Origin of the sequence: Cohnella zeiphila (genome assembly GCF_014212055.1) — a bacterium.
In the GTDB taxonomy this organism is placed as follows: domain Bacteria; phylum Bacillota; class Bacilli; order Paenibacillales; family Paenibacillaceae; genus Cohnella; species Cohnella zeiphila.
Map to the genome: position 1 here is coordinate 134,492 of NZ_JACJVO010000003.1, position 13,244 is coordinate 147,735.

Genomic DNA, 13,244 nt, shown 5'->3' on the forward strand with positions numbered 1-13,244 from the left:
GTGAGACCGTCCGGTTCGCCGGGCGGTCTCTCGTCCGAAGGAGAGAGAAAGATGAAGGCAGGAATTCGCTCCAGGAAATGGAGAGTCGCCGTTTTTGCGGCGCTGCTCGCGGCAGCCTCGTCGCAGCTTCTTCACGCGAGCGCGATGAGCATGAGCTCCGGCGACGCGGAGGCCGGCGAAGGCGCCGGCATTCAGGTGACGCTGGACGGCCGGCTGCTGCCGAATCCGGGAATCGAGAGCGGCGACTTAAGCGAGCTGCGGGTGCAAGTGCGGGACGTCGCCGAGGCTTTGAACCTGCCGGTCAAATGGGATGCGAAGCACCATGCGGCCATTGTCGGAGACGGCATGTATCCGGCGTCGGACGGCATGGACGGCTCCATGGCGGGCTCCATGGGGCACGCCGTCGTCTGGAACGGCGAACGGCTTCCGGCAGACGTCGACCCGATGCTGATGGGCCGCAGCATGACGGCGGTGGCGGATTCGCTGGCGGAAGCGATCGGCCTGTCGTACAAGTACGACGCCGGCCGCCATCGCATCGAGCTGCTTACCCCCGAAGCGGCCGAGCAGTTTGAGGCGGAAAAGCCGCAGGTGGAGGACGTGCTGAACGGCAAAGGCATGACGCCGACGATTGCCGCCGACGGGACGAAGGAGTTCACGTTGACCGCGGAGCTGCACGATTGGGTCCCGGTCGACGGCGTGATGACGACCGCCTGGACGTTCAACGGCCAAGCTCCCGGACCGACCATCCGGGTGACGGAAGGCGACCGCGTCCGTATTCATTTCGTCAATCATCTGCCGGAGCCGGCCACGATCCACTGGCACGGCGTGCTGGTGCCCAACGAGATGGACGGGGTGCCGGGCCTTACGCAGGAGGCGGTTCAGGCCGGCGGCACGTTCGATTACGAGTTTACGGCCAGCCACGCCGGGACGTTCATCTACCACTCGCATTACGACGATATGAAGCAGGTGGGCAACGGCATGTACGGCGCCTTCATCATCGATCCGAAGACGCCTGCCGTTCCCGCGGCCGATAATGGCGAGTTGACGGCGCAGACGGCTTACGACCACGATTACACGATGCTGCTGTCGGGCTTCCACGTCAATACGACGCCCGAGGACGAAGAGGACTATTTCACGATGAACGGCGTCAGCTACCCGGACACGCCGCCGCTGAACGTCAAGAAAGGCGAGACGGTGCGGATTCGGCTGATCAACATCGACACGATGGAGACGCACACGATGCATCTTCACGGCATGGACTTCCGGCTGATCGCGCGCAACGGCAGCCCGCTCAAGTCGGTCGAGACGATGAACACGCTGCTGATCGGGCCCGGAGAGACGGCCGACATCGCCCTGCGGGCGGACGCCGTCGGAAAATGGATGTTCCACTGCCACATTCTCGACCATACGATGAACGGCGGCGACGCCATGGGCGGCATGAGCATGGGCGAGATGGGCGGACTGATCAGCATTCTGAACGTGACGGAATAAGCAAAACGGCAAAAAAAAGATCGCTCCGCCTCCCGCTGGGAGGCAGAGCGATCTTTCGTTCATGCGGGAAATTATAAACTTTGATAGAATTGCTTCGCCTTGTCGATGAACACCTTGCGTTCTTCCGTCAAATCGTCCTCGTAAAAAATGGCTCCGACCGGGCAAGCGGTTTCACAAGCGCCGCAATCGATGCAAGTGTCGGCGTCGATGAAGTACTGATCGTCGCCTTCCTTGATACAGTCGACAGGGCACACGTCCGTGCAGTCCGCCGCCTTCTCGCCAATGCAAGCTTCCGTGATTACAAATGCCATAACACTCACACCCTCCTACAATTTGGTATCAGCTTCGAGAGTTGCCCGACATAGCTAATCATACGTTGGAGATTGGACGAGTATTCCGGATCCTAGCCATTGCCTGTTCGCTTTCATCTTACCGCATAACCTGTACGTGTTCAATATACTCTTGTGAGAATCGGCGCGTACGGCTAATCTTAGTTACGAACCCATTATTTTGATTCTCCCGGTAAAGGAGCGGAATGCGAAAGTGAAGATCAGGAGCCTTGAATTGTTCAAAGTGCCGCCGCGTTGGCTGTTTCTCAAGATCGAGACGGACGAAGGGCTGGCCGGTTGGGGCGAGCCGATCGTGGAAGGCAAGGCGGATACGGTCATGGCAGCCGTCAAGGAAATGGGCGAGACGATCGTCGGCAAGGACCCGATGCGGATCGAAGACCTGTTCCAGACCTTGTACCGGGCCGGCTTCTACCGCGGCGGTCCCGTTCTGACCAGCGCGCTGTCGGGCATCGAACAGGCGCTCTGGGACATCAAGGGCAAGTTCTACAACGCGCCGGTCTACGATTTGCTGGGAGGCGCCTGCCGCGACCGGATCCGCGTCTACAATTGGATCGGCGGCGACCGGCCGAGCGACGTGGGCGCGGAGGCGAAGAAGCAGATCGCCGCTGGATTTACGGCGGTGAAGATGAACGCGACGGAAGAGATGCACTACATCGACTCGTTCTCCAAAGTCGAACAAGCCGTCGCCCGGATCGCGGCGGCGCGCGAGGCCGGCGGGCCGGAACTCGGAATCGGCATCGATTTTCACGGACGGGTGCACAAGTCGATGGCCAAGATTCTCGCGAAGGAGCTTGAGCCGTTCCGGCCGATGTTCATCGAAGAGCCGGTGCTGCCCGAGAACAACGAAGCGCTGAAGGAGATCGCGCGCCATACGTCTTGCCCGATCGCCACGGGCGAGCGGATGTATACGCGCTGGGGCTTCAAGGAGCTGCTCGCGCAGGGCATCGTCGACATCATCCAGCCGGACCTGTCGCACGCCGGCGGCATTCTCGAGACGCGGAAGATCGCGGCGATGGCGGAAGCCTACGACGTAGCGGTCGCTCCGCACTGCCCGCTCGGCCCGATCGCGCTGGCCGCCTGCCTGCAGCTGGACGCCTGCACGCCGAACGCGATCATTCAGGAGCAGAGCCTCGGAATCCATTACAATCAAGGCAACGACCTTCTCGACTACGTCAAGGATGCTTCGGTCTTCCGGTACAGCGACGGCTACGTCGACAACCTGAAGCTGCCGGGGCTCGGCATCGAGGTGAACGAAGAGAAGGTTCGCGCGATGGCGGAGATCGGCCACCAATGGAAGAATCCCGTCTGGCGCCAGGCCGACGGCACGATTGCGGAATGGTAGAGTGCGAGTGACGCCGGTCCTCTATTAGCCAACAAGGGAGATGAGAGGCGATGAAGGTTCGGTTTCTCGGGACGGCGGCGTTCGAAGGCATTCCGTCGCTGTTCTGCAGCTGCGAGCTATGCCGGAAGGCCATGGAGCTCGGCGGGAAAAACATCCGGACGCGCACGTCGGTCCTGCTGGACGACGACCTGAAGGTGGATTTTCCTCCGGACACGATGTACCATATGCTCCGCGACCGGCTCGACTTGGACCGGGTCAAGGACATTCTGCTGACCCATTCGCATACCGACCATCTCTACGCGCCGGACCTGGCGGCCCGCCTGCCCGGTTACGCGCAGGCGGGCGAATCGCCCATTCATCTGTACGGGAACGACCTGGCGATCGCCGAATGTCTCCGGGCTCTGAACGCCGAAGGGGGCGTTCGGGGCAAATACGCGATTCACCGGGCGCAGCCTTTTCGGCGGATCGAGCTGCAGACGGGGATTGCCGTTCCGCTTCCGGCCAGCCACGACCCGAACGAGACCTGCCTTCTCTACTATATCGAGAAGAGCGGCAAGACGGTGCTGTACGGCCACGACGGCGGCTGGTTCCCGGAGGAGACCTGGAACTGGCTCCGGGACAAGAAGCTCGATCTCGCCATCCTGGAATGCACGATGGGCCGCATCGACCATCGGACGAACCATATGAACGTCGACGCCGTGCTGGAGACCGTCGACAAGTTCGCGGAGTACGGCATGATGAAGCCGGGCGGCGCGGTCGCGGTCACGCACTTCTCCCACAACGCGCATCTGCTGCACGAGGAGCTGATCGGCATCTTCGAGCCGCACGGCATCCGGGTTGCCTATGACGGGATGGTTCTGGACATGTAGAGCATTCCATCCCGAGACCTTTTTTCCAGATTGCGGTATACTGGGGAAAAGGGAGGAATGCGCATGAGGGCCAAGGAAATCGCGTTCGTTCTGCTTCGGATTATGGCGTTATACGTCATCATTCGCGGAATCGGCCAATTCGCGAACCTGTTCCAGGCGTTATATCCATACTTCATCGATCAGGATTCGGGTCAGCTGCTCAATTGGGGGCTGATCGTGACGGCCATTCTGGCCAGCGGGATCATCTACCTGCTCGCCGGATGGTGGCTCTGGAACCGCACGGGCAGGCTCGTGCGGTTCTTCGCCGTCGGCAAGAACGAAGTTCCGGAGCAAAGCCGGCCGGCTTCTTATCGGGAATGGTATGCGCTCGGCTTCACGATCGTCGGGATCGTGCTGCTCGTCGAGAACATCCCGAATTTGTTCCTGTACATCGCTCAGCTGGTTCAAATCGCCCATAGCGAAATTCCTTCCGGATTCGATATGCTCCGGCGTCAAACCTGGATCGCGCTCGTCGCCGTGCTGCTGAAGCTGGCGATCGCGCTCGTTCTCGTCCTGAGGGCGCACGGTTTGTACGGCCTGATCCGCAAAATCCGCGAGCTCGGGACAGGGGACCGGCGTTCGGAAGCGTAGGAGAGCGGCTGATCACGGAGCAAGCGCCTGGCGAGCGGTGTCCGTGATCAGCCGAGCTACCCGATTCGCGCTTTTATCGGGGGCTCCAGCGCTCTTCGATCTTCATCAGCTTCCAGATTCCGTACGAGACGGCCCAGGAGACGGCGAACAGGGCGACGGTCATGTATCCGACGTCGGCGAGGTTCAGCGCTTGAACCCACTGCGAGAAGGAACCGTCCATGCCGAGCTTCGAAGTCAGCACCTGGGCCAGCTCGATGGAGCCGATGAAGAGCGCCGCCACGACGGACAGGCCGGTGACCGTCATATTATAGTAGGCTTTGCGCAGCGGAGTGCGAAAAGCCCAGCGATAAGCGGTCGTCATGAAGACGCCGTCCGCGGTATCCATCAGGCTCATGCCGGAGGCGAACAGCAGCGGCAGGGCCAGAATACCGGATACCGGGAGCTCGTTCCCGCCGGTCCCGGCCGAGAGCGCCATGAGCGCCACTTCGCTGGCGGTATCGAACCCGAGGCCGAACAGCAAGCCGATCGGATAGACGTGCCAGCTTTGGCCGACCAGCCGAAACAGCGGATTCAGCAACCGGGCCAGAAGTCCCCGGGATTCGAGCATCCTCTCCAACTGATCGTTCCGGTACGAGCCGGAGCGCATCTTCCGGAATACCTGGTAGATCTGCAGAAGAATCGCCAGGTTCAGCGCCCCCATCAGCACGAGGAAAAATCCCGATACGGAAGCGCCGATGACCCCGCCGATATCCCGGAACTGCGGCAGACGGGCCCCCGCCCAGCGCGCGGCGAGCGCGACGGCGACGGCCATGCAGCAGACGACGGTCGAATGTCCAAGAGAGAAGTAGAATCCGACTCCGGTCGGATTTTTGTTTTGCTGCAGAAGCTTGCGCACGGTATTGTCGATGGCGGCGATATGATCCGCGTCGAACGCGTGCCGAAGTCCCAGCGTATAAGCCAGAATGCCCAGGCCGAGCAGGGCGGGGGATTCCTTCAGGGACAGAAGCAGCAGGCCGATGCCGGCAAGATGGAGCGCCAGAACCGCCGCCCCGTATTTTTTCCACTTCGGTTTTCTCCGTTCGGCAATTTTCATAGACCCTTCCCCCTCATTCCGATGTTCACGTTCTTTTGCGTAATGAAATATAACATAATAAACCAAGGTTTGTGAACTGTTACAGCAAAATCAAATTTAATGCGGTAATTTTTTGTAAGATATATTGACACAAAATAAACAACAAACCTATAATGGCAGCAGAAACACTGGCATGATTTGGTTTTTCATCACAATGTGTGTTAGGTTTTACAAATGGAAAGCGGAGGGAGACAAGAGAATGAAGAGAAAAAGAACGAAGAGGTTCGGGATTTTGGCATTGGGGGCCGGTCTGCTGCTGCTGGCAGGATGCGGCGCGAACAATTCGGCGAACAACGGAGCGAGCCCGTCGGCAAGCGGCGGGTCGAGTCAACCGGCGAGCAGCAGTGCGGCAAGCGGCAGCCCGTCTGCTTCGGGAGACGGCATCAAGGTCGGCATTCTGCATTCGCTTAGCGGTACCATGGCGATCAGCGAAGTGTCGGTGCGCGATGCGGAGCTGATGGCGATCGACGAGATCAATGCCGCAGGCGGCGTGCTTGGGAAACAGATCGTGCCGGTCGTGGAGGACGGAGCCTCGGATTGGCCGACCTTCGCCGAGAAGGCGCGCAAGCTGCTGACCGACGACAAGGTCGCGACGGTGTTCGGCGGCTGGACGTCGGCCAGCCGGAAGGCGATGCTGCCGGTGTTCGAAGAGCTGAACGGCCTGCTTTGGTACCCGGTGCAGTACGAAGGCATGGAGAAGTCGCCGAACATTTTCTACACGGGCGCGACGACGAACCAGCAGATCGTGCCGGCGGTCGATTGGCTGCTGGAGAATAAAGGGAAGAAGTTCTACCTGCTCGGCTCGGATTACGTCTTCCCGAGAACCGCGAACATGATCATCAAAGCGCAGCTCAAAGCCAAGGGCGGCGAGCTGGCCGGAGAAGAATACACGCCGCTCGGCCACACGGACTTCAGCACGATTATCAGCAAGATTCAGGCCGCCAAGCCGGACGTCGTCTTCAACACGCTGAACGGGGACAGCAACGTCGCCTTCTTCAAGCAGTTGAAGGACGCGGGCATCACCAGCGACAAGCTGACGACGATGTCGGTCAGCGTCGCGGAGGAAGAGGCGCGCGGCATCGGGGCGGATGTGCTGGCGGGCCATCTGACGGCGTGGAACTACTTCCAGTCGATCGATTCGCCCGAGAACAAGAAGTTCGTGGACGCCTACAAAGCGAAGTACGGAGCGGACCGTGTCACGGACGACCCGATCGAGGCGGGCTACACGGCGGTGTACCTGTGGAAGGCAGCGGTGGAAAAAGCGGGCTCCACCGATGTGGATAAAGTGAAAGAAGCGGCCAAAGGCCTCGAATTCGACGCGCCGGAAGGCAAGGTGAAGATCGACGGCGACAACCAGCATCTGTACAAAGTGGCCCGCATCGGCGAAGCGCAGCCGGACGGACAGTTCAAGGAATTGTGGAATTCCGGCGACGCCGTGAAGCCGGATCCGTACCTCGAGACTTATGACTGGGCGGCCGGGCTGAGCGGCGGCAACGGGTAACCTCGCCTCGCGGTATTGCCGCGGGCAAGGGCGCGCGAGGCGGGAGATCTTCCCGCCTCCCGCCGTCTATTTGAGAAGAAAAGGAGGCGTCCCTGATGTCGGTCTGGCTCGTACAGATGTTCAATTCCTTGAGCGTAAGCTCGATCCTGCTGCTCATCGCGCTGGGGCTCGCCATTACGTTCGGCCTCATGAACGTCATCAACATGGCGCACGGCGAATTGATCATGATCGGCGCCTACACCGCCTACGTCATGCAGAACCTGTTCGCGGACTATTTACCCGCTTCGTGGTTCGGCGCGTATTTCGCGGTCGCCATTCCCGCCGCGTTCTGCGTGTCGTTCCTGGTCGGGCTGGCGCTCGAAGCGGGGCTGATCCGGTTCCTGTACGGCCGGCCGCTCGACAGCCTGCTGGCGACGTGGGGCGTCGGCATGGTGCTGCAGCAGCTGGCCCGCACGATCTTCGGGGCGCCGAACGTCGGCGTCAAAAGCCCGGAGTGGCTGAACGGCGGTCTCTCGCTCGGCGGAAGCGTGCTGCCGTACAAACGGCTTTTTATCATCGGGCTCGTGATCGTGACGCTGATTGCGATGTACCTGTACATCTACCGCAGCGCCGCGGGACGGAGAATGCGCGCCGTCATGCAGAACCGCCAGATGGCGGCGTGTCTGGGCATCTCGACGCGTCGGGTGGACGCGATGACGTTCGCCATCGGCTCGGGCATCGCGGGCGTCGCCGGCTGCGCGCTCTCGCTGATCGGACCGATCGGTCCGTCGCTCGGAACCTATTATATCGTGGACGCTTTCATGGTGGTCGTTCTGGGCGGCGTCGGCAAGCTGCTCGGCACCGTAGCGGGAGCCCTCGGAATGGGCGTGTTCAACACGTATTTCGAATTCTGGACGAACGCTTCGCTCGGCAAGGTGCTCGTATTCGCCTGCATCGTGGCTTTCCTGCAATGGAAGCCGCAGGGGCTGGTGGCCATGCGCACGCGAAGCCTTGACTAAGGGGGGAAGACGATGCTGCTCAAGAACGCAACCGTTCGGCGGAAGATCGTCATCACGCTCGCGTACGCGGCTGTCGTGGCTTTGCTGGCGTGCGCTCCGATGTTCCTCTCGGATTTCCGGCTGAACCTGCTCGGCAAGTTTCTGGCTTACGGCGTCGTGGCTCTCGGACTGGACCTGATCTGGGGCTATACGGGCATTCTGAGTCTCGGCCACGGGATCTTCTTCGGCATCGGCGCTTATTGCATGGCGATGTACTTGAAGCTGGAAGCGACCGGGGCAGGCCGCCTTCCGGATTTCATGCAATGGAGCGGCGTGACGAGCCTCCCGTGGTTCTGGGAGCCGTTCCGCTTTTTCGGCGTCGCGCTGCTCCTGTCCGTCCTGCTGCCGATGCTGCTCGCGCTTCTGCTCGGCTTCTTCACCTTCCGCAACCGGATTCGCGGCGTCTACTTCACGATTCTAACCCAGGCGCTGGTGCTGATCGTCGTGACGCTGATGATCGGACAGCAGGCATACACGGGCGGCACGAACGGCATTACCGGCTTCCGTCACGTCCTCGGCTTCTCGCTGGCGTCTCCGTCGGTCAAGAACGGGCTGTATTACATTTCCGCGGCGGCGCTTGTCGGCAGCTTCCTGCTGTGCCGCCGGCTCGTGCGCGGACCGTTCGGCAAAGTGCTGCAAGCGGTGAGGGACGGACAGAACCGGCTGCGATTTCTCGGCTACGATCCGGCGAAGTATCAGATGTTCGTCTTCACAGTGTCGGCAGGCTTGGCCGGTCTGGCCGGCGTCCTGTTCGTGCTTCAGGTCGGCATCATCTCTCCGTCGATGATGGATATCGTGCCCTCTATTGAAATGGTGCTCTGGGTGGCGATCGGCGGCCGGGGCTCGCTGATCGGCGCTGCGGCCGGCGCCCTGCTCATCAATGCCTCCAAGAGCGGACTCAGCGAGACGTATCCGGACTTCTGGACTTTTTTGCTGGGCGGCTTGTTCATCGTGGTGGTCGTGTTCCTGCCGAAAGGGCTGTTCGGCTTGCTCGCCCGGTTGGGCGCGCGAATGAAAGGGGGGCTGGGCGATGCCATGGCCGGCGGAAGAGGTCGTGCTGTCGTTGGAGAAGATCACCGTTGAGTTCGACGGCTTCAGAGCGGTGAACGGGATGGACTTGTCACTGCGCAAGAACGAGGTGCACTTCCTGATCGGCCCGAACGGGGCGGGCAAGACGACGATGCTGGACGTCATGTGCGGCAAGGCGAGGCCGGCTTCGGGCCGTATTCTGTTCCGGGACCGGATCGACCTGTCGAAGAAGAAAGAGCATCAGATCGCCCAGCTCGGCATCGGCCGCAAATTCCAGGCTCCTTCGATCTTCTCGGAGCTGACGGTCGAGGAGAACCTGGCGCTGTCGCTGCAAAAGAAGAAGGGCGTGTTCAGCGTCCTGTTCGCCCGGCGCAAGGAGGAGGACGCGAGGGCGATCGAACGGATGCTGAGCACGATCGGCCTTGGAGAGGTATCCGGCCGGCGCGCCGGGGGACTCTCTCACGGGCAGAAGCAGTGGCTGGAGATCGGCATGCTGCTTATTCAGGAACCGGCGGTCGTGCTGCTTGACGAACCGGTGGCGGGAATGACCGACGCGGAGACGGAAAAGACCGGGGAGCTGCTGCGCCGCATTTCCGTGGATCGATGCGTGCTCGTCGTCGAGCACGACATGGAGTTCGTCCGGCAGTTCGCCGGCAAAGTGACGATCATGCACGAAGGCAAGCTGCTGATGGAAGGAACGATGGACGAAGTGCAGGCGGACGCCCGCGTCGCCGAAGTCTACTTGGGCAAGAGGAGGGATGCGGATGTTGTCGGTGCGCCGGCTTGAGTCGGGCTACGGGGAGAGCGTCGTCGTCCGGGACGTCAGCCTGGAAGTGCGGCCGGGGCAGGTCGTCTGCCTGATGGGACGCAACGGCGTCGGCAAAACGACGCTGTTGAAGACGATCATGGGCGCCTTGAAAGCGCGAGGCGGCTCCATCCGCTTCGGGGAGGCCGAGCTGACCCGCAAGGCGCCGGGCGCCCGCGCGGCCGCCGGCATCGGTTATGTGCCGCAAGGGCGGGAGATCTTCCCTCAGCTCAGCGTGTATGAGAATTTGCTGCTCGGCCTGGAAGCCGGCCGGGAGAGCCGCAAGCGCGGCATCCCGGAGGCGGCGCTGGAGAAATTTCCGGTGCTGAGGACGATGTACCGGCGCAAGGGCGGAGACCTGAGCGGCGGCCAGCAGCAGCAGCTCGCCTTCGCGCGGGCGCTGGCCGCGGAGCCCAAGCTGCTGCTGCTGGATGAGCCGACCGAGGGCATTCAGCCTTCGATCGTCCAGGAGATTCGGGACGTCATCGTGAACATCAAGCAGGATGGGAGCACGGCCATTCTGCTGGTCGAGCAAAGTTTGGAGTTCGTGCGCAGCGTGGCCGACTACGTCTATGTCATCGACAAGGGAACGGTCGTCGCCGCGGGAGCGTTCGAGGAATTGGACGAATCCGAGCTGCATCGGCACTTGGCCGTATGACGGCCGATCGGCATTCCGGAATACGGTTGGAGGGGATCGCATGAAGCTGTCAGCGCGGGAGCAGGAGAAGCTGCTCGTCGTCGTCGCGGCGGATCTGGCCGGGCGCCGCAGGGCGCGGGGATTGAAGCTGAACTACCCCGAAGCCGTGGCGCTCATTACTTACGAGATCATGGAAGGAGCCCGCGACGGCCGGACGGTGGCGGAGCTGATGGACGCGGGTACCCGCATTCTGTCCCGGGAGGACGTCATGGAGGGCGTGCCGGAGATGATCGCGGATATTCAGGTGGAGGCGACTTTTCCGGATGGGACGAAGCTGGTCACGGTTCACCATCCGATTCGATAAACGTCCGGAGAGGAGAGATGGGCGATGATACCCGGCGAATGGAAGCTGCGGGAGGAAGACATCGAGTGCAACGCGGGGCGGCGGACTTGCGGCTTGGCGGTGCTGAATACGGGAGACCGGCCGGTGCAGGTCGGCTCGCACTTCCACTTCTATGAAGTGAACGAGGCGCTGCGCTTCGATCGCGAGGCGGCTAGAGGCATGAGGCTGAACGTTCCCGCGGGCAGCGCCGTCCGGTTCGAGCCTGGCGACGCGCGGACGGTCGAGCTGGTGGCGTTGGGAGGCAAGCGGGAAGTGTACGGTCTGAATCGGAAAACTAACGGGTACGCCGGCGGGGAGTGAGCGCATTGGCTTTACGCATGACGAGGCGGCAGTATGCCGACATGTTCGGCCCGACGACGGGCGATCGCGTCCGGCTCGCGGATACCGGGCTGTTCCTGCGAATCGAACGGGATGAGACGGTCTACGGGGACGAGGTCAAATTCGGAGGCGGAAAAGTGATCCGCGACGGCATGGGCCAGCATCCGCACCTGACCCGCGAAGAGGGCGCGATGGACCTGGTGCTGACGAACGCGATCATCTTGGACTACACGGGCATTTACAAAGCGGATATCGGCGTGCGGGACGGCCGGATCGCCGCCATCGGCAAGGCCGGCAATCCGCTGCTCATGGACGGCGTCACGATCGGCATCGGCGCTTCGACGGAGATTATCGCCGCCGAGGGGATGATCGTGACGGCCGGCGGCATCGACGCCCACATCCACTTTATCTGCCCGCAGCAGATCGAGGCGGCGATCTCTTCGGGCGTGACGACGATGATCGGAGGCGGCACGGGCCCGGCGACGGGAACGAACGCCACGACCTGCACGCCGGGAGAATGGAATATGCACCGGATGCTGGAGGCGGCCGAAGCGTTCCCGGTCAACCTGGGCTTTCTCGGCAAAGGCAACTGCTCGGCGGAGGAGCCGCTGATCGAGCAGATCCGGGCCGGCGCGATCGGGCTGAAGCTGCACGAGGATTGGGGAACGACGGCGTCCGCCATCGATACGTGCCTCAGGGTGGCGGACGCGTACGACGTGCAGGTGGCCATTCACACGGACACCTTGAACGAGGGCGGATTCGTGGAGGAGACGCTGAAGGCGATCGGCGGCCGGGTCATTCATACGTACCATACGGAAGGAGCGGGCGGCGGACACGCTCCCGACATCATGAAGGTGGCCAGCCATCCGAACGTGCTGCCCTCGTCTACCAATCCGACGCGGCCCTATACGGTCAATACGATAGACGAGCATCTGGACATGCTGATGGTCTGCCATCATCTGGACGCGAGCGTGCCGGAGGACATCGCCTTCGCGGACTCCCGCATCCGGAAGGAGACGATCGCGGCGGAGGATATTTTGCACGACCTGGGCGTCTTCAGCATGATCAGCTCGGATTCGCAGGCGATGGGCCGCGTGGGCGAAGTGATTCTCCGGACTTGGCAGACGGCGGACAAGATGAAGAAGCAGCGGGGGCCGCTGACGGAGGACGATGAAGAAGCGGACAACTTCCGCATCAAGCGGTACGTGGCCAAATATACGATCAATCCGGCCATCACGCACGGCATCGACGCCTACGTCGGTTCCGTCGAAGTCGGGAAGGCGGCGGATCTGGTCGTGTGGGACCCGGCTTTTTTCGGCGTCCGGCCGGAACTGATCCTGAAGGGCGGCATGATCGCGCACAGCCTGATGGGCGATCCGAACGCGTCCATTCCGACGCCGCAGCCGGCGCTCTACCGGCCGATGTTCGGCTCGTTCGGGAAGGCGCGGCATGCGACATCGTTTACCTTCGTGTCCCAAGCGGCCTTGGACGCCGGAATCGGCGGAAAGCTGGGCCTCTCGAAGACGCTGCTTCCCGTCAAAGGCGTTCGGACGCTGACGAAGGCGAGCATGAAATGGAACGGGGAGACGCCGGCGATCGGGGTCGATCCGCAGACGTACGAGGTGACGGTGGACGGGGAGCCGATCTCCTGCGAGCCGGTTGACGTCGTTCCGATGGCGCAGCGGTATTTTCTATTCTAA

14 protein-coding genes are annotated in these 13,244 nt (G+C 61.9%); 12 read left to right on the top strand and 2 right to left on the bottom strand.

The window, feature by feature from the left end; translation table 11 throughout:
• Positions 1-51 precede the first annotated feature (51 nt).
• Complete coding sequence (locus H7C18_RS03065; RefSeq protein WP_185127536.1) at positions 52-1,491, top strand: multicopper oxidase domain-containing protein; 1,440 nt, start codon at positions 52-54, stop codon at positions 1,489-1,491.
• Between the two features lie 71 nt (positions 1,492-1,562).
• On the opposite strand, the gene H7C18_RS03070 is transcribed toward H7C18_RS03065, so the two are convergent.
• Positions 1,563-1,802, bottom strand: coding sequence for an indolepyruvate ferredoxin oxidoreductase subunit alpha (locus H7C18_RS03070; RefSeq protein ID WP_185127537.1), 240 nt, complete (start codon positions 1,800-1,802; stop codon positions 1,563-1,565).
• Between the two features lie 232 nt (positions 1,803-2,034).
• On the opposite strand from H7C18_RS03070, the gene dgoD reads away from it, so the two are divergent.
• The 3 genes from dgoD to H7C18_RS03085 all read left to right on the top strand — a co-directional run bounded on the left by dgoD (position 2,035) and on the right by H7C18_RS03085 (position 4,682).
• A complete protein-coding gene (gene dgoD / locus H7C18_RS03075) occupies positions 2,035-3,183 on the top strand; it encodes a galactonate dehydratase (RefSeq protein ID WP_185127538.1) in 1,149 nt (382 codons plus the stop codon).
• 50 nt (positions 3,184-3,233) lie between these two features.
• Positions 3,234-4,052: an MBL fold metallo-hydrolase gene (locus H7C18_RS03080; RefSeq protein WP_185127539.1), complete on the top strand. Its 819-nt coding sequence runs from the start codon at positions 3,234-3,236 to the stop codon at positions 4,050-4,052.
• A 63-nt stretch (positions 4,053-4,115) separates the two neighbouring features.
• The gene (locus tag H7C18_RS03085; protein ID WP_185127540.1) at positions 4,116-4,682 is read left to right on the top strand and encodes a hypothetical protein; all 567 of its coding nucleotides are present in this window, start codon (positions 4,116-4,118) and stop codon (positions 4,680-4,682) included.
• A 73-nt stretch (positions 4,683-4,755) separates the two neighbouring features.
• Here H7C18_RS03085 and H7C18_RS03090 read toward each other — a convergent pair whose 3' ends face one another.
• The gene (locus H7C18_RS03090) at positions 4,756-5,775 is read right to left on the bottom strand and encodes a HoxN/HupN/NixA family nickel/cobalt transporter (protein ID WP_185127541.1); all 1,020 of its coding nucleotides are present in this window, start codon (positions 5,773-5,775) and stop codon (positions 4,756-4,758) included.
• Between the two features lie 238 nt (positions 5,776-6,013).
• On the opposite strand from H7C18_RS03090, the gene urtA reads away from it, so the two are divergent.
• The 8 genes from urtA to ureC all read left to right on the top strand — a co-directional run bounded on the left by urtA (position 6,014) and on the right by ureC (position 13,244).
• Entirely contained in the window at positions 6,014-7,315 is a 1,302-nt protein-coding gene (urtA, locus tag H7C18_RS03095; RefSeq protein ID WP_185127542.1) for an urea ABC transporter substrate-binding protein, read from the top strand.
• 95 nt (positions 7,316-7,410) lie between these two features.
• Complete coding sequence (gene urtB, locus H7C18_RS03100) at positions 7,411-8,313, top strand: urea ABC transporter permease subunit UrtB (protein WP_185127543.1); 903 nt, start codon at positions 7,411-7,413, stop codon at positions 8,311-8,313.
• Between the two features lie 12 nt (positions 8,314-8,325).
• Positions 8,326-9,435 carry an urea ABC transporter permease subunit UrtC gene (urtC, locus tag H7C18_RS03105; RefSeq protein WP_185127544.1) on the top strand — a complete coding sequence of 370 codons (1,110 nt, stop codon included), beginning with the start codon at positions 8,326-8,328 and terminating at the stop codon, positions 9,433-9,435.
• Entirely contained in the window at positions 9,383-10,168 is a 786-nt protein-coding gene (gene urtD, locus H7C18_RS03110) for an urea ABC transporter ATP-binding protein UrtD (protein ID WP_185127545.1), read from the top strand. The genes urtC and urtD overlap by 53 nt, the downstream gene beginning before the upstream one ends.
• Positions 10,146-10,844 carry an urea ABC transporter ATP-binding subunit UrtE gene (gene urtE, locus H7C18_RS03115; protein WP_185127546.1) on the top strand — a complete coding sequence of 233 codons (699 nt, stop codon included), beginning with the start codon at positions 10,146-10,148 and terminating at the stop codon, positions 10,842-10,844. Before urtD ends, urtE begins: the two co-directional genes overlap by 23 nt.
• A 40-nt stretch (positions 10,845-10,884) precedes the next feature.
• Positions 10,885-11,187 carry an urease subunit gamma gene (locus H7C18_RS03120; RefSeq protein WP_185127547.1) on the top strand — a complete coding sequence of 101 codons (303 nt, stop codon included), beginning with the start codon at positions 10,885-10,887 and terminating at the stop codon, positions 11,185-11,187.
• Between the two features lie 24 nt (positions 11,188-11,211).
• On the top strand, positions 11,212-11,526 hold the full coding sequence (locus tag H7C18_RS03125) for an urease subunit beta (RefSeq protein WP_185127548.1): 315 nt from the start codon (positions 11,212-11,214) through the stop codon (positions 11,524-11,526).
• 17 nt (positions 11,527-11,543) lie between these two features.
• Positions 11,544-13,244, top strand: coding sequence for an urease subunit alpha (gene ureC, locus H7C18_RS03130; RefSeq protein WP_420481833.1), 1,701 nt, complete (start codon positions 11,544-11,546; stop codon positions 13,242-13,244).